At 62.9% G+C, this 26773-nt stretch carries 29 protein-coding genes; 18 read left to right on the top strand and 11 right to left on the bottom strand.

Features of this window, described 5'->3' with window-relative positions; genetic code table 11:
- Window positions 1-68: 68 nt before the first annotated feature.
- The 6 genes from recA to FYB76_RS15990 all read left to right on the top strand — a co-directional run bounded on the left by recA (window position 69) and on the right by FYB76_RS15990 (window position 6040).
- Window positions 69-1118 (top strand): recombinase RecA, encoded by a 1050-nt coding sequence (gene recA, locus FYB76_RS16015; protein WP_008325554.1) that lies wholly within the window; start codon window positions 69-71, stop codon window positions 1116-1118.
- A gap of 148 nt (window positions 1119-1266) precedes the next feature.
- On the top strand, window positions 1267-1731 hold the full coding sequence (gene recX, locus FYB76_RS16010; protein WP_088754586.1) for a recombination regulator RecX: 465 nt from the start codon (window positions 1267-1269) through the stop codon (window positions 1729-1731).
- 522 nt (window positions 1732-2253) lie between these two features.
- Window positions 2254-3414, top strand: a complete 1161-nt coding sequence (gene sucC / locus FYB76_RS16005) for an ADP-forming succinate--CoA ligase subunit beta (protein ID WP_088754587.1) — start codon at window positions 2254-2256, stop codon at window positions 3412-3414.
- A gap of 100 nt (window positions 3415-3514) precedes the next feature.
- A complete protein-coding gene (sucD, locus tag FYB76_RS16000) occupies window positions 3515-4396 on the top strand; it encodes a succinate--CoA ligase subunit alpha (protein WP_013232695.1) in 882 nt (293 codons plus the stop codon).
- Between the two features lie 196 nt (window positions 4397-4592).
- A complete protein-coding gene (locus FYB76_RS15995; protein ID WP_088754588.1) occupies window positions 4593-5327 on the top strand; it encodes a TerC family protein in 735 nt (244 codons plus the stop codon).
- A 206-nt stretch (window positions 5328-5533) separates the two neighbouring features.
- Window positions 5534-6040: a pilin gene (locus FYB76_RS15990; protein WP_088754589.1), complete on the top strand. Its 507-nt coding sequence runs from the start codon at window positions 5534-5536 to the stop codon at window positions 6038-6040.
- A gap of 114 nt (window positions 6041-6154) precedes the next feature.
- On the opposite strand, the gene moaC is transcribed toward FYB76_RS15990, so the two are convergent.
- On the bottom strand, window positions 6155-6661 hold the full coding sequence (moaC, locus tag FYB76_RS15985; protein ID WP_154134257.1) for a cyclic pyranopterin monophosphate synthase MoaC: 507 nt from the start codon (window positions 6659-6661) through the stop codon (window positions 6155-6157).
- Between the two features lie 147 nt (window positions 6662-6808).
- Between moaC and FYB76_RS15980 the strand changes: the two genes are divergently transcribed.
- The gene (locus FYB76_RS15980) at window positions 6809-8353 is read left to right on the top strand and encodes a M48 family metalloprotease (RefSeq protein ID WP_154134256.1); all 1545 of its coding nucleotides are present in this window, start codon (window positions 6809-6811) and stop codon (window positions 8351-8353) included.
- 18 nt (window positions 8354-8371) lie between these two features.
- Here FYB76_RS15980 and FYB76_RS15975 read toward each other — a convergent pair whose 3' ends face one another.
- The 5 genes from FYB76_RS15975 to FYB76_RS15955 form a co-directional block, all read right to left on the bottom strand.
- Window positions 8372-8977 carry a DUF2946 family protein gene (locus FYB76_RS15975; RefSeq protein ID WP_088754592.1) on the bottom strand — a complete coding sequence of 202 codons (606 nt, stop codon included), beginning with the start codon at window positions 8975-8977 and terminating at the stop codon, window positions 8372-8374.
- Window positions 8970-9962 (bottom strand): YheT family hydrolase, encoded by a 993-nt coding sequence (locus FYB76_RS15970; RefSeq protein WP_088754593.1) that lies wholly within the window; start codon window positions 9960-9962, stop codon window positions 8970-8972. Before FYB76_RS15970 ends, FYB76_RS15975 begins: the two co-directional genes overlap by 8 nt.
- A 58-nt stretch (window positions 9963-10020) precedes the next feature.
- Window positions 10021-10455: a nuclear transport factor 2 family protein gene (locus FYB76_RS15965; protein WP_088754594.1), complete on the bottom strand. Its 435-nt coding sequence runs from the start codon at window positions 10453-10455 to the stop codon at window positions 10021-10023.
- Window positions 10456-10523: 68 nt separating this feature from the next.
- Window positions 10524-10724, bottom strand: coding sequence for a zinc-finger domain-containing protein (locus tag FYB76_RS15960; RefSeq protein ID WP_008325571.1), 201 nt, complete (start codon window positions 10722-10724; stop codon window positions 10524-10526).
- A gap of 67 nt (window positions 10725-10791) precedes the next feature.
- Window positions 10792-11712: a branched-chain amino acid transaminase gene (locus FYB76_RS15955; RefSeq protein WP_088754595.1), complete on the bottom strand. Its 921-nt coding sequence runs from the start codon at window positions 11710-11712 to the stop codon at window positions 10792-10794.
- Window positions 11713-11923: 211 nt separating this feature from the next.
- On the opposite strand from FYB76_RS15955, the gene FYB76_RS15950 reads away from it, so the two are divergent.
- From FYB76_RS15950 to FYB76_RS15905, 10 genes are all read left to right on the top strand, one after another.
- On the top strand, window positions 11924-12724 hold the full coding sequence (locus FYB76_RS15950; RefSeq protein ID WP_154134255.1) for an AzlC family ABC transporter permease: 801 nt from the start codon (window positions 11924-11926) through the stop codon (window positions 12722-12724).
- Window positions 12721-13044, top strand: a complete 324-nt coding sequence (locus FYB76_RS15945; protein WP_039789151.1) for an AzlD domain-containing protein — start codon at window positions 12721-12723, stop codon at window positions 13042-13044. The genes FYB76_RS15950 and FYB76_RS15945 overlap by 4 nt, the downstream gene beginning before the upstream one ends.
- Window positions 13045-13166: 122 nt before the next feature.
- Window positions 13167-14357, top strand: coding sequence for a phosphoglycerate kinase (locus FYB76_RS15940; RefSeq protein ID WP_154134254.1), 1191 nt, complete (start codon window positions 13167-13169; stop codon window positions 14355-14357).
- A 189-nt stretch (window positions 14358-14546) separates the two neighbouring features.
- Window positions 14547-15980 (top strand): pyruvate kinase, encoded by a 1434-nt coding sequence (pyk, locus tag FYB76_RS15935; protein WP_088754598.1) that lies wholly within the window; start codon window positions 14547-14549, stop codon window positions 15978-15980.
- 26 nt (window positions 15981-16006) lie between these two features.
- Window positions 16007-17071, top strand: a complete 1065-nt coding sequence (gene fba, locus FYB76_RS15930) for a class II fructose-bisphosphate aldolase (protein ID WP_006461735.1) — start codon at window positions 16007-16009, stop codon at window positions 17069-17071.
- Between the two features lie 101 nt (window positions 17072-17172).
- A complete protein-coding gene (locus tag FYB76_RS15925; protein WP_034331811.1) occupies window positions 17173-18069 on the top strand; it encodes a phosphoribosylaminoimidazolesuccinocarboxamide synthase in 897 nt (298 codons plus the stop codon).
- Between the two features lie 12 nt (window positions 18070-18081).
- Complete coding sequence (purE, locus tag FYB76_RS15920) at window positions 18082-18579, top strand: 5-(carboxyamino)imidazole ribonucleotide mutase (RefSeq protein WP_088754599.1); 498 nt, start codon at window positions 18082-18084, stop codon at window positions 18577-18579.
- Window positions 18576-19781, top strand: coding sequence for a 5-(carboxyamino)imidazole ribonucleotide synthase (locus FYB76_RS15915; protein ID WP_154134253.1), 1206 nt, complete (start codon window positions 18576-18578; stop codon window positions 19779-19781). The genes purE and FYB76_RS15915 overlap by 4 nt, the downstream gene beginning before the upstream one ends.
- A gap of 12 nt (window positions 19782-19793) precedes the next feature.
- On the top strand, window positions 19794-20849 hold the full coding sequence (locus tag FYB76_RS15910) for an L-threonylcarbamoyladenylate synthase (protein WP_154134252.1): 1056 nt from the start codon (window positions 19794-19796) through the stop codon (window positions 20847-20849).
- A gap of 355 nt (window positions 20850-21204) precedes the next feature.
- Window positions 21205-21954, top strand: coding sequence for an OmpW family protein (locus FYB76_RS15905; RefSeq protein WP_088754602.1), 750 nt, complete (start codon window positions 21205-21207; stop codon window positions 21952-21954).
- A 94-nt stretch (window positions 21955-22048) separates the two neighbouring features.
- Here FYB76_RS15905 and FYB76_RS15900 read toward each other — a convergent pair whose 3' ends face one another.
- Window positions 22049-22558, bottom strand: a complete 510-nt coding sequence (locus FYB76_RS15900) for a flavin reductase family protein (RefSeq protein WP_088754603.1) — start codon at window positions 22556-22558, stop codon at window positions 22049-22051.
- A 205-nt stretch (window positions 22559-22763) separates the two neighbouring features.
- Here FYB76_RS15900 and msrA point away from each other — a divergent pair, with 205 nt between their 5' ends.
- A complete protein-coding gene (gene msrA, locus FYB76_RS15895; protein WP_088754604.1) occupies window positions 22764-23297 on the top strand; it encodes a peptide-methionine (S)-S-oxide reductase MsrA in 534 nt (177 codons plus the stop codon).
- Between the two features lie 88 nt (window positions 23298-23385).
- On the opposite strand, the gene FYB76_RS15890 is transcribed toward msrA, so the two are convergent.
- The 4 genes from FYB76_RS15890 to FYB76_RS15875 all read right to left on the bottom strand — a co-directional run bounded on the left by FYB76_RS15890 (window position 23386) and on the right by FYB76_RS15875 (window position 26764).
- Complete coding sequence (locus tag FYB76_RS15890) at window positions 23386-24594, bottom strand: cyclopropane-fatty-acyl-phospholipid synthase family protein (protein WP_088754789.1); 1209 nt, start codon at window positions 24592-24594, stop codon at window positions 23386-23388.
- Window positions 24595-24651: 57 nt separating this feature from the next.
- Entirely contained in the window at window positions 24652-25287 is a 636-nt protein-coding gene (gene pdxH / locus FYB76_RS15885; protein ID WP_088754605.1) for a pyridoxamine 5'-phosphate oxidase, read from the bottom strand.
- Window positions 25288-25507: 220 nt separating this feature from the next.
- On the bottom strand, window positions 25508-26080 hold the full coding sequence (locus tag FYB76_RS15880; protein ID WP_088754606.1) for a YceI family protein: 573 nt from the start codon (window positions 26078-26080) through the stop codon (window positions 25508-25510).
- A 111-nt stretch (window positions 26081-26191) separates the two neighbouring features.
- Window positions 26192-26764: a YceI family protein gene (locus tag FYB76_RS15875; RefSeq protein ID WP_088754607.1), complete on the bottom strand. Its 573-nt coding sequence runs from the start codon at window positions 26762-26764 to the stop codon at window positions 26192-26194.
- Between the last annotated feature and the right edge of the window lie 9 nt (window positions 26765-26773).

Genomic DNA, 26773 nt, shown 5'->3' with positions numbered 1-26773 from the left:
ATATTCAAGCAACATCAGCAAGACTCCCCCTGACACCCGTCTTCACGACATTTTGCCGAGAGAGATTTATGGACGACAAAAAAGCTGCGAACAACTCTGAAAAGAGCAAGGCGCTGGCCGCCGCGTTGGCACAGATTGAAAAGCAGTTTGGCAAGGGCTCGGTGATGCGCATGGAAGATGGCGTCATCGCTGAGGAAATCCAGGCGGTTTCCACCGGCTCCCTGGGCCTGGACATCGCCCTGGGCATCGGCGGCCTGCCGCGTGGCCGCGTCATCGAAATCTATGGTCCGGAATCCTCGGGCAAAACCACCCTGACCCTGCAATCGATCGCCGAAATGCAGAAGCTGGGCGGCACCTGCGCCTTCATCGACGCCGAGCACGCGCTGGACGTCACCTATGCCCAGAAGCTGGGCGTGAACCTGAACGACCTGCTGATCTCGCAGCCCGATACCGGTGAACAGGCCCTGGAAATCTGCGACGCCCTGGTGCGTTCCGGTGCGGTGGACCTGATCGTGGTCGACTCCGTGGCCGCGCTGACCCCCAAGGCTGAAATCGAAGGCGACATGGGCGATTCCCTGCCCGGCCTGCAAGCCCGCCTGATGTCGCAGGCACTGCGCAAGCTGACCGGCAGCATCAACCGCACCAACACCACCGTGATCTTCATCAACCAGATCCGCATGAAGATCGGTGTCATGTTCGGCAACCCGGAAACCACCACCGGCGGTAACGCGCTGAAGTTCTACGCTTCCGTGCGCCTGGACATCCGCCGTACCGGCTCGATCAAGTCGGGTGATGAAGTCATCGGCAGCGAGACCAAGGTCAAGGTCGTCAAGAACAAGGTCGCGCCCCCGTTCCGCGAAGCCCACTTCGACATCCTGTATGGCGAAGGCACTTCCCGCGAAGGCGAGATTCTGGACCTGGGTTCGGAACACAAGGTGGTCGAGAAGTCCGGCGCCTGGTACAGCTACAACGGCGAGCGCATTGGCCAGGGCAAGGACAATGCCCGCAACTACCTGAAGGAACATCCGGAACTGGCCCGCGAGATCGAGAACAAGGTCCGCGTCGCACTGGGCGTGCCGGAGCTGGCCGGCGGCGAAGCGGAAGCCAAGGCTTCCTGAATCCGCGCTTAAAGGATTCAAGCGTCATCACGGCGACAGGGTTTGCCTGAGCCCTGGAGGTCGTGATGGTGCTTGTTTATCCCGCTGGTGCCGTGCTGTGTTGGCGGTCTCGGCGGGAGGCAATACCGCAGTACAGCAAGTTCGCAACATGCCAAGACCGCCGATCAGCCTGAAAGCAAGGGCGCTCAAATATCTCTCTTCACGTGAGCATAGTCGCCAGGAACTTGCGCGTAAGCTTGCCCCTTACGCGCAAGAGGGCGATGACATCGACGCGCTCCTGCAATGGCTGGAGCAGTCCCGTTTCCTTTCCCAAGAACGTTTTTCCGAATCGCTCGTGCATCGCCGCTCGGCGCGCTACGGCAATCAGCGCATCATCTCCGAACTTCACGGCCATGGTATCGAAGGTGAAGCCATCGCCGAACTGAAGGCCGATCTGGCCGCCGGGGAGGGCGACCGCGCCGCGCAGGTGCTGCGGCGCAAGTACAGTGCGCCACCACCCGATGCGGAGACCCGGGCAAAGCAGATGCGCTTCCTCCAGCAGCGGGGGTTTTCCCATCGCAGCATCCGTGAAGCCTTTCAGAAAGCTTGGGCCGACGACGAAGAGTCCGCCTGAGACCTGGTGGCACGCCCTGCGGCCAGCCCGGTCGAGCACATTTTTCCCGTTTTTCACTGAAAATATCCCGCCGGCGTGTGGACTTGTCCTGTCCGATGGTAATTCCGGCGCATTGCGTCCCGTGTTAGCGCTACCGGCCAACAGGCCGTTTGTCGTGTGCTAAAATTCGGAAGTTTTTGCTGCGGCGCGCAAGCCTGAGGAGATATCGCGTGTTGCCGGTTTGTTAAAACGGCGCATCGGTGCAAGGCCCACGTCAGGAGCAGGAATGGATAATGCGAACGCTTCGGCGCAAGCTGGCGTGTTTCGACTATCAGACCAACTAAAGCAGACGGCATGCATATGCCCAATTCGACGAATTCACTCGCAACCCGCGCAGCTCACGCCTGCGCCCGACTCCATCCGGCAACGGATGCGACCCCCGCCTGCGGGTTGCAGTCTGCTTTCTGGTCGGCCGGCTCGATGCCGGCTACCGAATTTCAATCCGGCAAGTTTCATTCATTCAGTGTCTAAAGGGAAGCTCCCATGAAAATCCATGAGTATCAGGGTAAAGAAATCCTGCGCCAGTTCGGCGTAACCGTGCCGCGCGGCATTCCTTGCATGTCGGTCGACGAAGTCGAAGCGGCTGCCCAGAAGCTCGGCGGCCCGGTGTGGGTCGTCAAGGCCCAGATCCATGCAGGCGGCCGTGGCAAGGGCGGTGGCGTGAAGGTGGCCAAGTCCATCGAGCAGGTCAAGGAATACGCCAACCAGATCATGGGCATGCAGCTGGTCACGCACCAGACCGGTCCCGAAGGCCAGAAGGTTCGCCGCCTGCTGATCGAAGAAGGCGCTGACATCAAGAAGGAACTGTACGTTTCCCTGGTGACCGACCGTGTCTCGCAGAAGGTCGTCCTGATGGCCTCCAGCGAAGGCGGCATGGACATCGAAGAAGTTGCCCACAGCAACCCGGAAAAGATCCACAACGTCATCATCGACCCGATCGATGGCCTGACCGACGCCCAAGCCGACGACGTGGCCGCCAAGATCGGCGTGCCTGCCGAATCGATCCCGGCTGCTCGCCAGAACCTGCAAGGCCTGTACAAGGCTTACTGGGAAACCGACGCTTCCCTGGCTGAAATCAACCCCCTGATCCTGACCGGCGACGGCAAGGTCATCGCCCTGGACGCCAAGTTCAACTTCGACTCCAACGCCCTGTTCCGTCACCCGGAAATCGTCGCCTACCGCGACCTGGACGAAGAAGATCCGGCTGAAGTCGAAGCTTCCAAGTTCGACCTGGCCTACATCTCCCTGGACGGCAACATCGGCTGCCTGGTCAACGGCGCCGGCCTGGCCATGGCCACCATGGACACCATCAAGCTGTTCGGCGGCGAGCCGGCCAACTTCCTGGACGTGGGCGGCGGTGCCACCACCGAGAAGGTCACCGAAGCCTTCAAGATCATGCTGAAGAACCCCGAACTGAAGGCCATCCTGGTCAACATCTTCGGCGGCATCATGCGCTGTGACGTGATCGCCGAAGGCGTGATCGCGGCTTCCAAGGCCGTCTCGCTGAAGGTGCCCCTGGTGGTGCGCATGAAGGGCACCAACGAAGACCTGGGCAAGAAGCTGTTGGCCGATTCCGGTCTGCCGATCATCTCGGCCGATTCCATGGAAGAAGCCGCCCAAAAGGTCGTGGCAGCTGCCAAGTAAGTAACCCAATACGCAAGCCTGCGCGGCGCGAGCCGCCGGCTGCAAGCCATTGCAGTCCAGGCGCCGCCCGCGGCGCAGGCATCACAGTCAAGGAAGAGAAATGTCGATCCTCATCAACAAAGACACCAAGGTCATCACCCAAGGTATCACCGGCAAGACCGGTCAGTTCCACACCCGCATGTGCCGCGACTACGCGAACGGCAAGAATGCCTTCGTCGCAGGCGTGAACCCCAAGAAGGCCGGTGAAGACTTCGAAGGCATCCCCATCTATGCCAACGTCACCGAAGCCAAGAACGCCACCGGCGCCACCGTTTCCGTGATCTACGTGCCGCCCGCCGGCGCTGCTGCTGCCATCTGGGAAGCCGTTGAAGCCGAGCTGGACCTGGCCATCTGCATCACCGAAGGCATCCCCGTGCGTGACATGCTGGCCCTGAAGGACCGCATGGCCAAGGCCGGTTCCAAGACCCTGCTGCTGGGCCCGAACTGCCCCGGCCTGATCACCCCGGACGAAATCAAGATCGGCATCATGCCCGGCCATATCCACAAGAAGGGCCGCATCGGCGTGGTGTCCCGCTCGGGCACCCTGACCTATGAAGCCGTGGGCCAGCTGACCGCCCTGGGCCTGGGCCAGTCCTCCGCCGTCGGTATCGGTGGCGACCCGATCAACGGCCTGAAGCACATCGACGTCATGAAGGCCTTCAACGACGATCCGGACACCGACGCCGTCATCATGATCGGTGAAATCGGTGGTCCTGACGAAGCCAACGCTGCTCGTTGGATCAAGGACAACATGAAGAAGCCGGTGGTTGGCTTCATCGCCGGCGTGACCGCGCCCCCGGGCAAGCGCATGGGCCACGCAGGTGCCCTGATCTCCGGTGGTGCTGACACCGCCGAAGCCAAGCTGGCCATCATGGAAGAGTGCGGCATCAAGGTCACCCGCAACCCGTCCGAAATGGGCCGCCTGCTGAAGTCGGTGCTGTAATTGGCCACAGGCTGACTCAGCCACGGCAGTAAAGCAGTACCCGCAAGACCAGTAGTACCAGCAAGACCAGCATGGGGAGCTCCGGCTCCCCATGTCATTTATGGCAAGCCGTCCCGACGGGAGGCACTAACCGCGCACGACGCGGTCTTCCAGCCATGCGCCCGCTCCGAGGCGCTGTTTTTCCAAGAGGACATGCATGGAATTCCTGGCCAACCTGAACTGGGTCGCCGTGGCGCAGATCATCCTGATCGACATCCTGCTCGGCGGCGACAACGCCATCGTCATTGCGCTGGCCTGCCGCAACCTGCCCGACAAGCTGCGCATGAGGGGCATCGTCTGGGGTACCGTGGGTGCCATCGGCATCCGCATCGCCTTGATCGCCTTTGCCGTGACGATGCTGCAGTTGCCGTTCCTCAAGCTGATCGGCGGCATTCTGTTGCTGTGGATCGGCATCAAGCTGCTCAATGAAGACGACGAGCACACCGACATCAATGGCAGCGACCGACTCTGGGGCGCCGTCAAGACCGTGATCGTGGCGGACCTGGTGATGAGTCTGGACAACGTGATTGCCATTGCCAGTGCCGCCGAGCAGGCGGCCGGTGAGCACCAGCTGCTGCTGGTGGTGTTCGGCATCGTGGTCAGCATCCCCATCATCGTCTGGGGCAGTACCCTGGTACTGAAGCTGATGGAGAAATTCCCGGTCATCGTCACGCTGGGCGCAGCCTTGCTCGGCTACATTGCCGGAGGCATGATCTTCAGCGATGTCGCCGTACAGGGCTGGATCGCGGGCTTCATTGGCGATACCGAATTCGTCTTGCCGGGCGCTGCCGTGCACCTGAGCCTGCCCGGCCTGGTCGGTGCGCTTGGCGTGGTGCTGACCGGCCTGACGCTCAAGCGCAGGAAGCAGGAGCGCCAGAAAACGGCCGCCTGAACGGCAAGGCGTGTGCAGGCCATGGGGATGGCCGACACGCTGCAGGCCAGGGCAGGCCCTGTGCCAACACGCCCGGCTGCAGGGCATGCTTGAGCCATGTCAGCGCCGCAGCACGACAAACCTGATAGCTTTGCAATTTTTTCGCTGGTACGCATGACCGGCGCTGCCGATACTGGCAACGCCCTTTTCATTTTTACGAGGATCCCATGAAACCCGTCGTCACCCGTCGTCCCCAACAAGGCTTCACCCTGCTCGAACTGATGGTTACGCTGGCCATCGTCGGCATTCTTGCGATGCTGGGGGCCTCGCAATACCAGGACTACATCGCCCGCGCGCGCGTCTCGGAAGGCTTCAACCTGGCCGAACCCTACAAGCTGGCCGTGACCGAGCAGATCAGCTCCAACAACGGCGTCTTCACCGTGGCGCAGCTGGGCCTGCCGGCCTTCACCCCGACCGACAACGTCAGCAAGATCGAGGTCTCGCCGATGGAAAAGCGCGGCGTGGGCGGCGTCATCACGATCACCTACAGCCCGCGTGTCGGGGACGGTGGCACGCTCACCCTGACCCCCACCATCACCTCCGGCACCATCCAGTGGCAATGCGCCGCCAAGGAGGTGAAGCAGGCGGCCACGCCTGAAGGCGCGACGGCCAATACCGGCTTCGTCGCCGGTACGCTGCCGGCCAAGTTTGCACCGGCCAACTGCCGCGGCTGATCTGCGGTAGCAGCGGCGGATGCAGCATGAAAAAAACGCGCCCTCGGGCGCGTTTGTCATTTGTTCAAATGTTCATTTGTCTTGTCCACAGCGAATTTGCTGCAGCTTCCCGCCTCAAGGTCGCGCCATGCTGATGTCGCTCTTGCCGCCGCGCTTTTCGGTCACGCAGATATCGGTCATGACCATGGTCTTGTCGACCGCCTTGCTCATGTCGTAGACGGTCAGCAGCCCGACCTGCACGGCGGTGAGCGCTTCCATCTCCACCCCGGTCTTGCCGAAGGTTTCCACCCGTGCGGTACAGCGTACGGAAGAACTGGCTGCATCGGTCTCGAACTCCACCGACACATGCGTCAAGGCCAGCGGATGGCACAGCGGGATCAGGTCGCCGGTGCGCTTGGCTGCCATGATGGCGGCGATGCGGGCGATGCCCAGCACGTCGCCCTTCTTGGCCGTGCCCGATTCAATGATGGCCAGCGTGGCTGGCTGCATGCGGATCACGCCGGTGGCCAGCGCCACGCGATGGGTCTCGTTCTTGCCGCCGACATCGACCATGTGCGCTTGTCCGTCCTGGTCGAAATGAGTGAGGCCGCCGTTGGGCGCGGAGTCGCCGGATGTGCTCATGCTGGTTCGCTGATGATGAAATGAAGGGATAGGAGCGGGTATCATAGCAGGCAGCCTGCGGCTTGCCGCCAGCGCCGTGCTGTGCACCGCCCGCACCGCAGTCGCTGTCTTGCTTTCACCATGTATCTGCCATTGATGACTGGGTCCATGCCACGAACCGTTCCTGAACTTTCCCGCCGCCCCCTGCGCCGCATGCTCATGCGTGCGCTCAGCGCCACCTTCCTGTTGCTGCCGGCCGCCCCCTTGACGCTGTTGCCGCATCCCGGTGTGGCGCAAGGTCTGCCGACCCTGGGCGATACCGAGCGCGAAGGCCTGTCGCCGCTGATGGAGCGCAAGCTGGGCGAAGAAATCATGCGCGACATCCGCACCGACCGCGACTACGTCGACGATGGTCCGATCTCCGAATACCTCAACAATTTCGGCCAGAACCTGGTCTCCATCCACCCCGAGGTGCGTGGCGAAGCCGGCTTCGATTTCCAGTTCTTCATGGTGCGCGATCCCATGCTCAACGCCTTCGCGCTACCGGGCGGCTTCATCGGGGTCAACAGCGGCCTGGTGCTGGCGGCGCAGTCCGAATCCGAACTGGCCGGCGTGATGTCGCACGAAATCGGCCACGTGGCCCAGCGTCACATCGCCCGCATGCTGGGCCAGCAGAAGCAGAACTCCATGATCCAGCTGGCGGCCATCGTGCTGGGTGCGCTGGCCGGCGTTTCCAAGGCCGGGGGCGATGCCGCCATGGCGACCATGATGGGCGGCACCGGGCTGGCGGTACAGCGGCAGCTCAACTTCAGCCGCGATGCCGAACGCGAAGCCGACCGCATCGGCCTGCAGATCATGCGCGATGGCGGCTTCGATCCGTCGGGCATGGTGACCTTCTTCGGCCGCTTGCAGACGGCCTCGCGCAATTACAGCGATGCGGTGCCGCCTTACCTGATGACGCACCCGCTGACCACCGAGCGTATCGCCGACATCCAGGCCCGCATCCGCGACCAGCGCTACAAGCAGCGTGTGGACAACCCGGAATTCCAGCTGGCGCGCGTGCGCACCCAGGTCTTGCAGAATGACAGCGTGCAGGGCCTGCGCGATAACGTGGCCAAGTTCACCGACCAGGCCAAAAACAATACCAAGCTGATGACGGCGGCCGCCAAGTATGGCCTGGCTTACGCCTACTACCGCCAGAACCGCTTCGAGCAGGCCGAGGCCGCGCTCAAGGAGGCCCAGGAAGCGGCCATCCCGATGAAGACCGGCATCTTCTTCGGCAGCCTCGACATCGACATCAAGATCGCCCGCAAGCAGACCCAGCAGGCGCTGCAGGTGGCGCAGAGCATGCGCCAGCAGTTCCCCATCTCGCGCAGCGTCGCGCGCCAGTACGCCGATGCCCTGATCGCCGCCAACCGCTATGACCAGGCCGTGGCCTACCTGCGCGACCAGGCGCAGCTGTATCGTTCGGATGCCCAGGTGCAGCAGCTGCTGGCCAAGGTCTACGCGGCTCAGGGCAAGCAGGCCCTGCAGCATCTGGCGCTGGCCGAATCCTATGCACTCAACGGCAGCCTGCTGGCTGCCATCGATCAGTTGGGCATTGCCCGCAAGGCGCCCGATGCGACCTTCTACGACCAGTCGCAGATCGATGCGCGCGAGCGCGAATGGAAGGCGCGCTGGAAGGATGAGCAGAAGGAGCTCAAAGACCGCTGACTCCCGCCAGCCGCAAAGTCAGGCGGGACGGGGGCTACAGACGAAGCTGAAAGTTTGTTCCAGTTGATCGCTGGCGATGCGCTGCAGCGGCAGGCCCTGTCCGTTCCAGGTGAAGGAAAGCGTCAAATCCTCAGCGCCCTCCAGCCAGCGCAGCAGGGCCTCTTCATCCGCCTGCCCGGCATGATGCAGGCAGGGCAGCAGGGTGGCCAGGTCGCGGTCATCGACGCCGGCAATGATGTTGCCGCTGCGCAGGTAGAGACGTCCGTTCTCATCCATCCAGGCGGCATCGAGGTGCTCCACCGCGACCTGGGTATGCAGGATGAGCGACGGTACCAGGGCATTCGCACCCGGCTGGGTCCGCAGGATATGCGGCACCCATTCCAGATCCACATACACCCGCTGCGGCCCGTTCTGGAAATACCAGCGGCCCATGTCGTCGCAGGCATAGTTGCGGTCGATGAAGGCCAGCAGGGCCGGGTGGCGGATGGGATCTCCCGGTAACGCCAGCTGCTGCGCCTGTTCGTCGCGCATGCGCCATTGTCCGCGTGCATCCAGCCGCAGCCAGCCGAAGCAGTGCGGCACATTGGGCCAGCGGGCCATGGCCTGGCGGACGATCTCATCCATGGGCCAGCTCCGTGCGGGCCACGAAGGCGCTCTCCGCCTTGCCTTCCAGGAAATGCAGCAGCCGCTGCGGCAGCCACGCCAGGCTGCCCGGCGGGCCGCCTGCGGCGAAGCCGACATGGCCGCCTTGTTCGGGATACTCCAAGACCACTTCCGGTGCGGCCGCGCGCGGCAGGTGGCGCGCCGGCAGGAAAGGATCATTCTGCGCATTCAATACCAGCGTGGGCACGCTGATGTCGTTGAGGATGTGCTTGGCGCTGGCGCGGTCCCAGTAATCGTCGGTATTGCGATAGCCATGCAGGGGCGCGGTGACCACGTTGTCGAAGGCATACAGGTCGCGCGCCGACAGCAGGGCCTCGCGGTCGAACAGGCCCGGGAACTGGTCCAGCTTGGCCAGGCACTTGGGCCGCATGGTGCGCAGGAACACCCAGGTATAGAGCCGGTTGAAGCCGCTGGCCAGCGCCGCGCCGCCCCCGGCCAGGTCCAGCGGTGCCGACACTGCGCAGGCGGCGTCGACGATTTCGGCCTCGTGCTGGGATTCGCCCAGCCAGCGCAGCAGCGCATTGGCACCCAGCGAAACGCCGCAGGCGTACAGGTGCGTGGCCGCCAGGTCTTGCTGGCGCAGCTTCAGGCGGCGGATGATCCAGTCCAGCTCGGCGCTATCGCCCGAGTGATAGAAGCGCGGTGCCAGGTTGATTTCCCCCGAGCAGCCGCGAAAATGCGGAATCGCCCCATGCCAGCCACGCCGCTCTACTTCCGCCATGAGCGCGCGGCTGTAGTGGCTGCCGGACGAGCCTTCCAGCCCGTGGAACAGCACCAGCAGCGGCCGTCCAGGCTGGCCGTCGACGAAATCGATGTCGATGAAGTCGCCGTCGGGCGCTTCCCAGCGCTCGCGCCGGAAAGCCACCTTCGGCTTGGGCAGGAAGGTGGAGGGATAGATGGTCTGGAGATGGCCGCCGGGAAGCCAGCGGGGCGGGACGTAAAGCATGATGCAGCCTTGCTCGGAATCGGATGGCGCAAGCGCCTGTGGATAAATCAGGCCGCCCTCAATGCAGCATGGCCCCGCTGATCACCGGTTCCACCGGTGCCGCACCGGGTGCGACCGAGGCGTGGTGCATCACCATGCGCCAGCCCAGGGCGGTCTTGAGGTAGACGTTGGTGGCGATGACATGGACATCCGGCTGCGGTTCGCCGCCGTGGTCGATATCTTCCACCACGCTGTGCACGGCGGTCATCATGTTCTGGGTGGCATGCAACTGGCGCGGGCGGATATGCAGGCCGCCGTTGGAGAGGATGTCTTCCCACACGGCGCGGATGTCAGCATGGCCGACCAGGCGTTGTGCGCCGGGGTGGATGCAGACGATTTCCTCGTCATCGGCCCACAGGTCCATCAGCGCGTCCAGGTCGGCACGGGCCAGGGCGTCATAGTAGGCTGCTTCGATTTCATCGGGCGAACCATGGATCAGTTTGTTGCGGGGCATGAGAATCTCCGGATCAGATGAAAAGAGGGCCTTGTGGGCCCTCTCGTGTCTGGTGCGAAAGCTCGAGGTTAGTGGCCTTTGACCACGGTACCGGGTTTGAGCTGGTACTGGGTACCACAGTACGGACATTTGGCCGCGCCGTGCGCGTCCAGTTCCAGGAACACGCGCGGGTGCGAGTTCCAGGCCGACATGCTGGGGTTGGGGCAGTGGGCCGGGAGGTCCTTGCCTTCGAGCAGGATCACGCCCTGCGATGCTTGAGCTTGGCTCATCTTGTTCTCCGTTGCTTGCAATTGACTGAAGTTGATACGTAAAAATCTGTGCTGATCCGGCCGCGCCTCACACCAGCGTGAGCCAGTGCTTGTACTGCGGTGCCCGGCCCGAGACCACGTCGAAGAACAGGGTCTGCAGCTTCTCGGTGATGGGGCCACGGCCGCCGTTGCCGATGACGCGGCGATCCAGTTCGCGGATCGGCGTGACCTCGGCGGCGGTGCCGGTGAAGAAAGCTTCATCGGCGCAATACATCTCGTCGCGGGTGATACGTTTTTCGATGACCTCGATGCCCAGGTCGCGCGCCATGGTCAGCACGGCGTCGCGGGTAATGCCGTCCAGGCAGGAGGCCAGGTCGGGAGTATAGATCTTGCCGTTCTTGACGATGAAGACATTTTCACCGGAACCTTCCGAGACATAACCCTCGGTGTCCAGCAGCAGGGCCTCATCGTAGCCATCGGCCAGCGCTTCCTGGTTGGCCAGGATGGAATTGATGTAGTAGCCGCTGGCCTTGGCGCGCACCAGCGAAACGTTGACGTGATGACGGGTGAAGGAAGAAGTCTTCACACGGATGCCCTTGTTGATGCCGTCTTCGCCCAGGTAGGCGCCCCACGGCCAGGCCGCGATGGCCACATGGATCTGGTTGCCCTTGGCGGACACGCCCAGCTTTTCCGAGCCGATCCAGATCAGCGGGCGGATGTAGCAGGATTCCAGCTTGTTCTCGCGCACCACCTGGCACTGCGCCTCGGCCAGGGTGGCCTGGTCGAACGGCACTTCCATCTGGAAGATCTTGGCCGAGTTGAACAGGCGCTGGGTATGTTCCTTCAGGCGGAAGATGGCCGTGCCTTCCGGGGTCTTGTAGGCGCGCACGCCTTCAAAGACACCCATGCCGTAGTGCAGGGTGTGGGTCAGTACGTGAATGGTGGCGTCTCGCCAATCGATCAGCGCGCCGTCCTTCCAGATCTTGCCGTCGCGGTCAGCCATGGACATGGTGGTCTCCCTGTGTGCGGTGATTGCAAACTTCCCGAAATGGATTGTTCCGTCCTGACAAATCGAACTGAACAAAGAACACCATTTTAGCGGATTCACGCGAGTAAAAACTTTCATCTGTAGAATGAAAGGCCTGAGTGAAAATGCACCCATCATCACGCGCGCCGGCCCTCTGCGGCCGGCCGCTTCTTCAATCGCCGACGGAAGAACAATGCAGAAGGAGACAGGCGAGGACCGATCAGGGGAGGGGGGCAACACCCTCGTGCAGGACCCTGGCGCCGCCCGCCGCATCGAGAAGGAAGCCTTCCAGGAAGGCTGGCGTGCCAGTGCCTCGACCATTCCCGCCGTGCTGGCCTGGGGCATGGTCTCGGGCATGGCCATGGTCAAGTCGGGGCTGACGATCTACCAGTCGCTGGGCATGAGCCTCCTGGTCTATGCCGGGTCGGCCCAATTCGCGGCGCTGCCCTTGCTGGCGGCCGGGGTGCCGCTGCTGGTGGTGTTCTTCACCGCCATGATCGTCAACCTGCGCTTCGTGATTTTCTCGGCGGCGGTGGCACCGCACTTCGAACACCTGCCCTGGTATCGCCGGGTCTGGTACGGTTTTTTCAATGGCGATATCTCGATGGCCTTCTTCCCGCAGCGCTATCCTCCCTCTACTTTCAATCAACCTGCCGGCAAGATCGGCTATTTTGCGGCCATCTGCTATCCGGGTTGGGTCGCATGGCAGCTCGGTGCGGCCATCGGTATCCTGCTCGGCAGCCAGATCCCGGAAAGCTGGAATATCGGCTTTGCCGGGACCCTGGCCCTGATTGCCGTGATGATCCCCATGACCAGCAGCCTGCCGGCACTGGCCGGGGTGGTCGTCTCGGGTACGGTGGCGGTGCTGGCACTGGAGCTGCCGTACCGGCTGGGCTTGCTGCTGGCCATGGTGCTGGGCATGGCGGCGGCCATGCTGGCCGACAAGCTGCTGCCGGGCAGCGGCAATGAGGACGATGCAGGGGCGGCGGCATGAGTGACTGGTATGTCTGGGGCGCCATCGTGCTGCTGACCATCTCCACAGTGGTGACCCGAAGCGGCTTCTTCCTGTTCGGCCATGCCGTCAAGCTGCCGCCGCGCGTGAAGCATGCCTTGAGCTATGCGCCGGCAGCGGCCATGGCGGCCATCATCTTCCCCGATCTGGTGACCTCAGGCGGGGCCATCGAGATGAGCCTGGCCAATCCGAAGTTGCTGGCCGGCATCGGTGCCGGCGTTTTCTTTGCGGCAACGCGTCATCTTCTGGGAACTATTGTGGCAGGAATGTCACTCTTTACACTGCTGCGCTGGTTGCTGTGAAGTTTCGCGCAGAGCGCCAGGATGCGCTCCGGATGTTGTACAGGCTGCCAAAAAGCCGTCAGGAGCGGGTCAGGCTGGAGTAAAATACGGCGTTTTTCGCCCCCTTCTTCGAATTCCTACCTATGAAATTCAACCGACTGAGCGATTTGATTTCTGCCAAGCAATTGCAAGGCAAACGCGTCTTCATCCGTGCCGATCTCAACGTCCCGCAGGATGATGCCGGCAACATCACCGAAGATACCCGCATCCGCGCTTCGGTCCCGGCCATTCGCGATGCCCAGCAGGCAGGCGCTGCAGTGATGGTGACCTCCCACCTGGGCCGTCCGACCGAAGGCGAGTTCAAGCCCGAAGATTCGCTGGCCCCGGTGGCCAAGCGCCTCTCGGAACTGCTGGGAAGCGAAGTCAAGCTGGTCGCCGACTGGGTCGATGGTGTGGACGTGCAGCCCGGCCAGGTCGTGCTGCTGGAAAATTGCCGTCTGAACAAGGGCGAAAAGAAGAACAGCGACGAGCTGGCGCAAAAGATCGCCAAGCTCTGCGACATCTACGTCAACGACGCCTTCGGTACCGCGCACCGCGCCGAAGCCACCACCTATGGCGTGGCCAAGTTTGCTCCCGTCGCCTGTGCCGGCCCGCTGCTGGCCGCCGAGCTGGATGCATTGGGCAAGGCCCTGAACCAGCCGGCCCGCCCGCTGGTGGCCATCGTGGCCGGTTCCAAGGTGTCCACCAAGCTGACCATCCTGAAGACGCTGGCCGAGAAGGTCGACAACCTCATCGTCGGTGGCGGCATCGCCAACACCTTCATGCTGGCGGCCGGCCTGAAGATCGGCAAGTCGCTGGCCGAGCCGGACCTGGTGGACGACGCCAAGGCCATCATCGAACTGATGGCCAAGCGCGGCGCTTCGGTGCCCATCCCCACGGACGTCGTGGTGGGCAAGGAATTCTCGCCGACCGCTGCAGCCACCGTGAAGGCGGCTGCTGATGTGGCCGACGACGACATGATCTTCGACATCGGTCCCGAGACCGCTGCTACCTTGGCTGAACAGCTGGGCCGTGCCGGTACCATCGTCTGGAACGGTCCGGTGGGCGTGTTCGAGTTCGACCAGTTCGGCCGTGGCACCGAGACCCTGGCCCGCGCCATCGCGGCATCGTCCGGCTTCTCGATCGCCGGTGGCGGCGACACCCTGGCCGCCATTGCCAAGTACAACATTGCCGACAAGGTCGGCTACATCTCCACCGGTGGTGGCGCTTTCCTGGAATTCCTGGAAGGCAAGACCCTGCCGGCTGTCGAGATCCTGCTGCAACGCGCGCAGTAAGCATGACCGGCGCTGCGCCCTGTTGCCGGGCGCGGCGCCCGGCTGTTCCATCCGGATTCTGAGTCTGTAGCACCACCAATGATGAACGCGTCCGAGACGCGCGTTCGGGGCGGAAGCTCTCCGCCTGATCGGCCCTGCATCGGGCCGGGCAGCGGGCTTCTATCACCAAGTCGCAACCAGAAGGTATTCATGTCCAGAGCAACAAAAATCGTCGCCACCATCGGTCCCGCATCCAGCGACCGTGAAACCCTGACCCGCATGATCCGCGCCGGCGTTGACGTCGTGCGCCTCAATTTCTCGCACGGCAAGCCGCAGGACCACATCGACCGCGCTACCCTGGTGCGTGAAGTGGCCGACGAATGCGGCAAGAAGGTCGCCATCATGGCCGACCTGCAAGGTCCCAAGATCCGCGTGGGCAAGTTCGAGAATGGCAAGATCATGCTGGCCAACGGCGACAAGTTCATCCTCGATTCCGATTGCCAGATGGGCAACCAGGAACGCGTGGGCCTGGACTACAAGGCACTGCCGCGTGACCTGAAGGGCAACGACATCCTGCTGTTGAACGATGGCCTGATCGTGCTCAAGGTCGAGCGCGTGATCGGCAACGAGATCCATACGGTCGTCAAGATCGGCGGCGAACTGTCCAACAACAAGGGCATCAACCGCCAGGGGGGCGGCCTGTCCGCACCGGCGCTGACGGCCAAGGACATGGACGACATCAAGACCGCCATGAGCTTCCAGGCCGATTACGTGGCCGTGTCCTTCCCCAAGAATGCCACCGACATGGAAATGGCGCGCCAGCTCTCCAACGTGGCCGGTGAGCCCTTCGGCCACAAGCCGATGATGATCGCCAAGATCGAGCGCGCAGAAGCCATCCCCCTGCTGCAGGAAATCCTGGATGCCTCCGACGGCATCATGGTGGCCCGTGGCGACCTGGCCGTGGAAGTGGGCAACGCCGCCGTGCCGGGCTTGCAGAAGCGCATGATCAAGATGGCCCGCGCCTCCAACAAGCTGACCATCACTGCGACCCAGATGATGGAGTCCATGATCGTCAATGCCGTGCCGACCCGCGCCGAAGTCTCCGACGTGGCCAACGCCGTGCTGGATGGTACCGATGCCGTCATGACTTCGGCCGAGACTGCCTCCGGCAAGTATCCGGTGGAAACCGTGGAAGCCATGTCGGCCATCTGCCTGGAAGCCGAGCGTTCCGAGAGCGTGCAGCTGGATGCCGATTTCCTGAACCTGCGCTTTACCCGCGTGGACCAGTCCATCGCCTATGGCGCCCTGTTTACCGCGCACCACCTGCGCGTGAAGGCCATCGCCGCGCTCACCGAATCCGGTTCGACGGCGCTGTGGATGAGCCGTCACAACATCGATATCCCGATCTTTGCGATCACCCCCAATGTCGCCACGCGCCGCAAGGCTTCGCTGTTCCGCAACGTGCATACGCTGGAACTGGCCCAGGCGCCCGACACCGAAGCCATGTTGAAGGGCGCCCAGGACCTCCTGCTGGCGCAAGGCGTGGTGCAGAAGGGTGACCTGATCGTCGTGACCTGGGGCGAGCCCATCGGCCAGGTCGGCGGCACCAATGCGCTGAAGATCCTGCGCGTTGGCGAGTACTGATTTTTCATCGTTCTGGAGTTTTCATCATGCCTCTCGTATCCATGCGTCAACTGCTGGACCATGCCGCCGAAAACGGCTACGGCCTGCCGGCATTCAACGTCAACAACCTGGAGCAGGTCACTGCCATCATGGAAGCCGCCAATGAAGTCGGCGCGCCCGTGATCATGCAAGCCTCCGCCGGTGCCCGCAAGTACGCGGGCGAAGCCTTCCTGCGCCACCTGATTTCGGCGGCCGTGGAAGCCTATCCGCACATCCCCGTGGTGATGCACCAGGATCACGGCCAGTCGCCGGCGGTCTGCATGGCGGCGATCAAGTCCGGTTTCTCCTCCGTCATGATGGATGGCTCGCTGGAAGCCGACGGCAAGACCGTGGCCAGCTACGAGTACAACGTCGAAGTCTCGCGCAAGGTGGTCGAGTTCTCGCACGCCATCGGCGTGACCGTGGAAGCCGAACTGGGCGTGCTGGGTTCGCTGGAAACCATGAAGGGCGACAAGGAAGACGGCCACGGCGCCGACGGCACCATGACCCGCGAACAGCTGCTCACCGACGTGAACCAGGCGGCCGACTTCGTCAAGGCCACCCAGTGCGACGCGCTGGCCATTGCCATCGGTACTTCGCACGGCGCCTACAAGTTCTCGCGCAAGCCCACCGGCGACATCCTGGCGATCGATCGCATCAAGGAAATCCACGCCCGCATCCCCAACACCCACCTGGTGATGCACGGTTCTTCGTCGGTGCCGCAGGAACTGCTGGCCGAGATCCGCGAATTCGGCGGTGACATGAAGGAAACTTACGGCGTGCCGGTCGAAGAGATCCAGGAAGGCATCAAGCACGGCGTGCGCAAGATCAACATCGACACCGACATCCGCCTGGCCATGACCGGTGCGATCCGCCGCTACCTGTTCGAGAACCCGTCCAAGTTCGACCCGCGCGACTACCTCAAGCCCGCCCGCGAAGCGGCCAAGCTGGTCTGCAAGGCACGTTTCCTGTCCTTCGGCTGCGAAGGCCAGGCTGGCAAGATCAAGCCGGTCTCGCTGGAAAAGATCGCCGAGAAGTACAAGAGCGGCGAACTGGCACAGATCGTCCAGTAAGCGCTCAAGCCTGATACGGCCTACGCCGCACGCAAGGCCCCACCGACCGGAATCGCCCTGAAAATGGCGGTTCCGGTTTTTGACTTTACGAGAAGACCACCATGAGCAGTCTCTACAAATCCTCGATCACTTCCCTGCCGCTGCTGGGCACAGGCAAGGTCCGTGAAAACTATGCCGTCGGCGACGACAAGCTGTTGATCGTGACCACCGATCGCCTCTCGGCCTTCGACGTCATCATGAACGAACCGATCCCCGGCAAGGGCAAGGTCCTGAACCAGATGAGCGATTTCTGGTTCGAGAAGCTGGGCCATATCGTGCCCAATCACTTGACCGGCGTCGATCCCGAGTCCGTGGTGAGCCCGGCCGAAGTGGAGCAGGTGCGCGGACGCGCCGTGGTGGCCAAGCGCTTGAAGCCGATCCTGGTGGAAGCCGTGGTGCGCGGCTACATCATCGGTTCCGGCTGGAAGGATTACCAGGCCACCGGTGCGATCTGCGGCATCAAGCTGCCGGCGGGCCTGCAGCAGGCCTCCAAGCTGGAACAGCCGATCTTCACCCCGGCCGCCAAGGCCGACCTGGGCGAACACGACGAAAACATCAGCTTCGAAGAAACCGAAAAGCGCATCGGCACCGAACTGGCCCACAAGATCCGTGATGTGGCCATCCAGCTCTACAAGGAAGCCGCCGACTACGCGGCCACGCGTGGCATCATCATCGCCGACACCAAGTTCGAATTCGGCCTGGACGACAACGGCGTGCTGCACCTGATGGATGAAGTGCTGACTGCGGACTCTTCGCGTTTCTGGCCGGCCGACAGTTACCAGGTCGGCATCTCGCCGCCGTCCTTCGACAAGCAATTCGTGCGCGACTACCTGGAAACCGTCGACGGCTGGCAGAAGACCCCGCCTGCACCGGCGCTTCCGGCCGATGTGATCGAAAAGACCGGCGCCAAGTACCGCGAGGCGCTGGAACGCCTGACCGGCGAGAAGCTCAAGGACTGACGAGGACCGGACATGAACGATACTGTCAAACCGCTGATCGGCGTGGTCATGGGGTCGTCCTCCGACTGGGAGGTGATGCAGAATGCGGTCACCATCCTGAAGGACTTCGGCGTGCCCTTCGAAGCCCAGGTGATCTCTGCCCACCGCATGCCGGACCAGATGTTCGCCTACGCCGAGAGCGCCCGTACGCGCGGCCTGCGCGCCATCATCGCCGGTGCCGGCGGCGCTGCGCACCTGCCGGGCATGATCGCCGCCAAGACCATCGTGCCGGTGCTGGGTGTGCCGGTGCCTTCCAAGTACCTGCGTGGCGAGGATTCGCTGCTGTCCATCGTGCAGATGCCCAAGGGCATTCCGGTGGCCACCTATGCCATCGGTGAAGCCGGTGCCGCCAATGCGGCGCTCTCCGCCATCGCCATGCTGGCTACCACCGACGCGGCCCTGGCTGAAAAGCTGGAAGCCTTCCGCAAGACCCAGACGCAAGTCGCCCTCGACATGAAGTTGCCTGTATGACCCAGCAGTCCGCCTCCACCCTCCGTCCCGCCGTTCCCTCGACCACCCCGGCCACCTGGCTGGGCGTGATGGGCGGTGGCCAGCTCGGCCGCATGTTCGCCCACGCGGCGCAGAGCATGGGCTTCAAGGTCGCCGTGCTGGAAGCCGATGCCGACTGCCCGGCCGGGCAGGTGGCGGACCGCCTCATCAATGCCGCCTACGACGATGGTGCGGCGCTGGCTGAACTGGGTACGCTGTGTGCGGCCATCACGACCGAGTTCGAGAACGTCTCGGCCAAGAGCCTGGCGACGCTGGCAGCGCAGACCTTCGTGGCACCGGCAGCTTCCGGGGTCTCGATTGCGCAGGATCGTACTGCAGAGAAGGCCTTCTTCACCGAATGCGGATCGCAGTCCGGCGTGCTGCCGGCACCGCACCTGGTGATCAACAGCGAGGCGGATATCGATGGCCTCGATGCCAACCTGCTGCCAGGCATCCTCAAGACGGCGCGCATGGGTTATGACGGCAAGGGCCAGGTGCGCGTGCGCAGCATCGACGAAGTGCGCGCCGCGTTCGCCGCCATGAAGGGCGTGACCTGCGTGCTGGAAAAGATGCTGCCGCTGGCTTACGAAGTCTCGGTACTGGTGGCGCGCGGCCATGATGGCCAGGCCGTGGTCTATCCGATTGCCGAGAACGTGCATCGTGACGGCATCCTCTTCACCACCACCGTGCCCGGTCCCAACATCAAGGCCGATGCCGCTGCACGTGCGCAGCAGGCGGCCTTGCAGATCATCGGCGCGATGCAGTACGTCGGTGTGCTGTGCATCGAATTCTTCGTGCTGGACGATGGCGCGCTGGTGGTCAACGAGATGGCCCCGCGTCCGCACAACAGCGGCCACTACACCATCGATGCCTGCGTCACCAGCCAGTTCGAACAACAGGCCCGCGCCATGGCGCGCCTGCCGCTGGGCGATACGCGCCAGCATTCGCCCTCGGTGATGTTGAATATCCTCGGCGATGTCTGGTACGAGGGTGATACCGACACCCAGCGCGAACCGGCCTGGGATCAGGTGCTGGCGCTGCCCGGTGCGCACCTGCACCTGTATGGCAAGGCTGAAGCACGCCGTGGCCGCAAGATGGGCCATGTCACCTTCACCGCTGCCACGCTGGCCGATGCACAGCGCCAGCTGGCAGCAGCCTGCGCCATCCTCGGCATCACGCTGTAAGCGAGGCGGGCAATGAACGACAAGCACGCTTCTTCCACCGTAGCCATCGATGCGGCCGCCATCATGCATGCCGCGCGCAGGCTGGAGCAGGGCGGCCTGGTGGCCTTCCCGACCGAGACCGTCTACGGCCTCGGCGGCGACGCCGAGAATCCGGCGGCCATTGCTGCCATCTATGCGGCCAAGGGCCGGCCGGCCAATCATCCGGTGATCGTGCACGTTTCGCCGGAAGCCGATATCGGCTACTGGGCGGCGTCGGTGCCGGTGGAAGCGCGGCGCCTGATTGCCTCGTTCTGGCCTGGTCCGCTCACGCTGATCTTGAAGCGCGCCGCGCACATTCCCGATGCCGTGGCCGGTGGCCAGGATTCGGTGGGCGTGCGCTGTCCTTCGCATCCGGTGGCGCAAGCGCTGCTGCGCGAATTCCGGGGCGGCAAGGGCGGTATCGCCGGTCCCTCGGCCAACAAGTTCGGGCACGTCAGCCCGACCACCGCCGAGCACGTGCGCGAGGAATTCGGCAGCGATGCCGACAGCCCCGTGGATTACGTGCTTGACGGTGGACAGAGCGAAGTGGGCATCGAATCCACCATCGTCGACCTGTCCCGCATCGAGACGCATGGCCCGGTGTTGCTGCGTCCCGGCCAGATCAGTGCGGATCGTATTGCGGCCGTGCTGGGGGTACCGCTGGCCACGCCCGACGCCACTGCACCGCGCGCATCGGGTACGCTCGATGCGCATTACGCACCGCATACGCCGGTGGTGCAGGTTGCGCCTGCCGAGCTGCCGGCACTGCTGGGCAAGCTGGCCGGCATCGGCCAGAAGGTCGCGCTGATCCAGCGCGGATTCCGGGGCGAGGGTATGCCCGGCGTGCACGTGATCCGGCCGATGCCGCCCGCTGCCGATGCCTATGCCCATGATCTCTATGCCGCCCTGCGCGATATGGACCATGCGGGCGCGGACCTCATCGTGGTGGAATCGCTGCCCCTCGGCGCAGAATGGCAGGGCGTCAACGACCGCCTGCGCCGTGCTGCCTTCGATTCGCAGGGTTTGCTGGCGCGACTGCTCCCAAGCTGAGCAGTCGTTCTGCGGCGGTGAACCGGAACGCTGCGGCTCGCTGCCGATTTCCCTGCTCCGCCGCTCTGCCGCGCCGGTACTGACCTTTGGGTCAGTACGCGGTTGTCAAAAGCCGACAAGCACGTTCGTGCTCTTCACATGTTCTATACAAATTGTGACAAAGCTGGCATAGTATCTCCAAGGAATAGCACGCGCGTTCTTTTTGTTTCGTCAGCGTAAAAACCACGTACTTTCCAGTTACGCAGGATTACGTTGAATAATGAAAAACGGTAACCAGCCGTGAGATCCATCCCGTCCGATGCCTGAGGCCGGGAATAAAAAATCCGGGCACTGCCCGCAACTCTTGGAGACAGCAATGCAAAAACAATTTTCCCTTCTGCCGAAGATCGCCGCCCTGTCCGTGATGGCAGCTTGCGCTGCACCGGCCATGGCCCAGACTGCGGGCAGCAATGTCGTCAGCGTGGGCTGGTTCCACCTGGCACCGCAGGATTCCAGCGAAATCCTGCGCAAGAATGATGGTCCCGGCGCGGGCCCCATCCCCGGCTCCGGTTCCACCGTGAAGAGCGCCGATACCCTGGGCCTGGCCTTCACCCGCTACCTGACCGACAACTTCTCGCTGACCGCTGACCTGGGTATTCCGCCGACCTTCAAGCTCGATGGCACCGGCACCCTGGCTGGCGTGGGCGAGATCGGCAAGGCCAAGCAGTGGAGCCCGGCCATCGTGGCGAAGTACCACTTCGGTGACGGCAACAGCGCCTTCCGTCCCTTCGTCGGTGCCGGCGTGACCTACGTCTGGTACGACAACGTCGAGCTGACCAGCAACTTCCAGCGCACCATTTCCAGCAAGTACACCAATGGCGCCATCAGCAGCGCCAAGTCCAGCGCCAGCCTGAGCTCCTCGTGGGCACCGGTGCTGACCGTGGGTGCCAACTACAACTTCGACAAGAACTGGTCGGTGGGCCTGTCGGTGTCCTACATTCCGTTGAAGACCGATGCCACCATCACCACCGAGCTGCCGGCAGTGGCAGGCGGTACCACCCACTCGAGCACCAGCCTGACGATCAACCCGATCGTGACCTTCCTGTCGGTGGGCTATCGCTTCTAAGACCGGAACTCTGCTGCAAAAAAATGGCGCCCGGATTTGCTCCGGGCGCCATTTTCATTTTGCGATCTGCCTCAAGGCACAGCAGACGCCAAGTTCAGAAAGCCTCAGTCTTCGTGAACCGGCCATTGTGGAAGACCAGCGCAGCCTGCGGGTCGACTTCGCAGTGTTCCACTTCGCCCACGAAGATGACGTGGTCTCCCTCCGGATACTGGCTGCGGTTGTGGCATTCGAACCAGGCCGAGGCGCCTTCCAGCACCGGCTGTCCGGTGCGCGAGAGGGTGTAGGCCACACCCTCGAAGCGGTTCTCCATCTTGCTGGCGAATTGCTGCGCCAGATGAGCTTGTTCGGCACTGAGGATGTTGATGACGTAATGCGAGTTGCCCGAGAACGCCTGCAGGCTGTTGGCCCGCGTGCCCAGGCTCCACAGCACCAGCGGCGGATCCAGCGACACCGAATTGAAGGAGCTGGCGGTCAGGCCCAGGAGGGTGCCATCGGCCAGGCGGGTGGTGATGACGGTGACGCCTGTGGCGAACTGCGACAGGGCCTGGCGGAAATGCGCCGCGTCGAACTGACGCGCTTCGGCGCGGGGAAAGCGTGTGTGCATCGGGAGTCTGCTTGGAGGTCGAAGCGCTCCGGCGGGCGCCTTGCGGCCAGCCGGTCATTGCGCGGAGATGCACATGATAACGGATCGCGCGCAGTCTTGCCGTACGGGCCGGGTGTTGCCGACTTGAGAATGCTTCACATCGGCCTCACTTGAAATGCTGAATTGGAGTAAAGTTTTACAACAAGCAACTTAACGGGAGAACATCATGGCCACGGAAATTGCAGTACTCGGCGGCGGCTGCTTCTGGTGCCTGGAAGCGGTGTACCAGCAGGTCAAGGGCGTGCAGTCGGTGGAGTCCGGCTATACCGGCGGCAGTGTGGTCAATCCCAGCTATGAGCAGGTGTGCGGCGGCCAGACCGGGCACGCGGAGGTGGTCAAGCTGGCTTTCGACCCGCAGCAGATAAGCTACCGCGAGATCCTGGAAATTTTCTTCACCATCCATGACCCGACTACCCTGAACCGCCAGGGCAATGACGTCGGTACGCAATATCGTTCAGTCATCTACTACCAGGATGCCACCCAGCACGATACGGCCAAGCACATCATCGCCGAGATGGCGCTGGTGTGGGATGCCCCCATCGTGACTGAACTGTCGCCGCCCCAGACTTACTATCGCGCTGAGGATTACCACCAGAACTACTTCGTGCAGCATCCTTTCCAGGGCTACTGCGCCTTCGTGGTGGCGCCCAAGGTGGCCAAGCTGCGTGAGGTGTTTGCCGAGAAGAGCAAGCCGGAATAAATCTTCGCTGCACGTGACGACGTAGAACGTACAACGGGCCTGCCCCCGGAAGAGGGCAGGCCCGTTGCTTCATGGGGCTGGCGAATGCTTATTGTTGTGCGTAGATGTACTTGCGCGACCATGGCAGCTGTTGCGCGCTGCGGCCGGCCTTGGTGCAGATGACCTGGTAAAGCGAGATCCAGTCGCGTTCGAATCCATAGGCGCTGCCGGCCAGGTAGACGCGCCAGATGCGGTAGCGCTTCTCGTCGGTCACGCGGTGGATGGCCTCGGCATTGGCTTCGAAATTGTCGGCCCAGATGCCGCAGGTGCGGGCATAGTGGCGCCGCAGGTTCTCCACGTCGAAGGCTTCCAGGCCGCCTTCCTGCATGGTCCGCAGCACCGTGCTGATGTGCGGCAGTTCACCGGCGGGGAACACGTACTTGTCGATGAACTCACCGGCGCCATAGGGCGACTCGCCATTCTCGATGTCGGTGCTGGTGATGCCGTGGTTCATGGCCATGCCGCCATCGGCGAGCAGCTTCCTGATCTGGGCAAAATACGTCGGCAGATTCTTGATGCCCACATGCTCGAACATGCCCACCGAGGTGATGCGGTCAAAGGTGCCGGTGACGTCACGGTAGTCCTGCAGGCGGATCTCGATGCGGTCGCTGAGCCCGGCTGCTTCCACCCGCTCACGTGCCAGGGCGTACTGGTTCTTGGAGAGCGTCACGCCCACGCAGCGCGCACCGAATTTCTGCGCCGCCCGCAATACCAGCGCGCCCCAGCCGCAGCCGATGTCGAGCAGGGTCTGGCCGGGCTTCAACTGGATCTTCTGCAGGATGTGGTCGATCTTCTTGAGCTGGGCCGCACCCAGGTCCTCGTCGCCGTTCTCGAAGTAGGCGCAGGAATACACCATGTTCTCGTCCAGGAACAGCTTGTAGAAGTCGTTGGAAACGTCGTAGTGATACTGGATGGCTTCGGCGTCCCGCTTTTTGGTATGCGTCACGCTGCGCACCATGCGGCCCAGCCGGCCCTCGGCCTTGAGGGTGTTGGAGGCCAGGCCGTTGGCGACCTGGATGATGCTCTTGACCTTGCCCTCGACCTCGATCTTGCCTTCGACGTAGGCCTCGCCCAGGTTGGCCAGCGAGGGCGTGAGCAGTGAAGTGATGGCTGAGGCGTGCGGAACCTTGAGCGTGACTTCGGGCGTACCGCTGCTGAAGTCGTAATGCTGTCCGTTCCACAGCTCCAGCCGCAGTGGCAGGGCCGACACATTGCGAATGTTTTCTACCCAGGCGTCTAGCTTCTTTTCCCAAAACACGATGTCCTCCGCGTCAGTGATGAATGCTGTCCGGCCCTGCCTGGCATGGGGATGTCGTCAGGGCTGCAGGCGCTGCCGTTGCCACTGGCCGTCATCGGAGCGCGTGTAGAGCACGCGGTCGTGCAGGCGGGAGGGTCGGCCTTGCCAGAATTCGATGCGATCGGGAATCACGCGGTAGCCACCCCAGTGTTCCGGGCGGGTCGGATGGTCCCCGAATTGCTGCTTGGTTGCTTCGTATTGCTGTTCCAGCGTCTCGCGGCTGGCGACGGTCCGGCTCTGCTGCGAGGCGATCGCGCCGAGCTGGCTGGCCAGGGGGCGACTGTAGAAGTACGCGTCGCTCTCTTCCTTGGTCACGCGTTCGATCTTTCCTTCGATGCGGACCTGGCGTTCAAGTTCTACCCAGTGGAACAGCAGGGCCACGTAGGGATTCTCCGCTACATCGGCCCCCTTGCGGCTGTCGTAATTGGTAAACCAGGTAAAGCCCAGCTGATCGAACTGCTTGATCAGCACGATGCGCGAAGAAGGCCGCCCATCGGCCCCGACGGTGGCCACGCTCATGGCGTTGGGCTCGGGGACCTGGGCCTTGGTCGCTTCCTCGAACCAGACGGCAAACTGGTCAATCGGGTCGGCGGCCGTGTCGACTTCGGACAGGCTGGCGCGGCTGTAGTCTTTACGTAGGTCAGCTAACGACATGCTTCTTGCTCCTTGGGGAGTGGCGCTAGATTAGCGCGTTTCAAAATGTTTTGCAGAGCAGCAAAACGGCGAATGCGAGCCATTGTGCGGCCTGGCGGCCCGTTGCTCCATGATCGCAAGCAAGGCGCGCCAATAAAAAAGCCGATGCATTATCGCATCGGCTTTCGCGGTTTGCCGGGGCCGGACCAGGTCCGGCCGCTTCAGGCAAGCTCGGGCAAGATCAGTTGGTCTTGACGGCTTCGACCTGGATGGCCAGCTTGGTGTCCATCGAGAAACCATACTTGGCACCGTAGTCGATACCGAAGTCGGCGCGGTTGAACGAAGCCGACGCATCGCCGCCGCACACTTCACGCTTGAGCATCGGGTGCTGGATGCAGGTGAACTTGTTCAGGGTCAGGGTGACCGGCTTGGTCACGCCGTGCAGGGTCAGTTCGCCTTCGACGGTGGCCGGCTTGTCGCCGTTGAACTTGATGTTGCCCTTGTATTGGGCAGTCGGGTACTTGGCGACGTCGAACATGTCGGCGCTCTTGGCGTGGTCGTTCATCTTGGCCATGCCGAAGTCGATGGAGGCGGTATCGATGGTGATGTCGACGGTGCCGGTCTTGGCAGCACGATCCAGGGTCACGGTGCCGCTGGTCTTGTCGAACTTGCCGCGCCAGATGGACACGCCCATGTGGTCAGCTTCGAAGCTGGGGTAGGTGTGGCTGGGATCGATGCTGTAGGTATCAGCAGCGTTGGCGGAGACAGCGGCGCCGGCGGCGACCAGGGCGAAGAAGAGGTGATTCAGTTTCATGTGTGTTGATTCCTTGAGTGAGAAAAACCGCTGGGGAGCCCGCCCCTTGCAGGGCGGTGCGTCATGGCGCGGAACGACTTTTGTTGATGTTGTTGGTGCTGTTGCTACGGATTACTGGGCCACGATGTGGAACTTGATCGTCACTTCATCGGCCACCATGCCGGTATCCTTCCACTCGCCTTCACCGACGTTGTAGGTCAGGCGCTTGATGGGCAGGGCGCCGTCGAAGACCTGGGTGGCGCCATCCTTCTTGACGGCCAGCGGGAAGCTGACATCGGTGCTCTTGCCCTTGATGGTCAGCTTGCCGGCCACGTCATACTTGCCGGCGCCAGCGGCCTTGATGCTGCTGGCCACGAAGCTGGCCTTGGGGAATTGGGCGGCGTTGAACCATTCCTTCTTCTGCACTTCCTTGTTGTACTCGGCTTCACCCAGGTCGAAGCTGGACACGTCGATCTCGACCGTGGCCTTGCCTTGTTCCGGTTTGGCGGCGTCGAAGTCGATGGTGGCGTTGAACTTCTTGAACTTGGCATCGACCGGGACGTTCAACTGCTTGAAGGTGGCGGTCACGCTGCTCTTGGCGGCATCGACCTTCAGCGGGGCGGCTTGCGCGGAGAGGGTGAAGGCAGCAGCGGCCAGGGCCAGCAGGCTGGGCTTGAGGAAGCGGAGGGAGGAAGTGGAGGTCATGTCGGGTTC

Origin of the sequence: Herbaspirillum sp. CAH-3, assembly GCF_009668275.1 — a bacterium.
GTDB lineage: Bacteria > Pseudomonadota > Gammaproteobacteria > Burkholderiales > Burkholderiaceae_D > Herbaspirillum > Herbaspirillum aquaticum.
The sequence above is the reverse complement of the archived record's forward strand: the minus strand, read 5'-3'. Positions and strand labels throughout refer to the sequence as shown.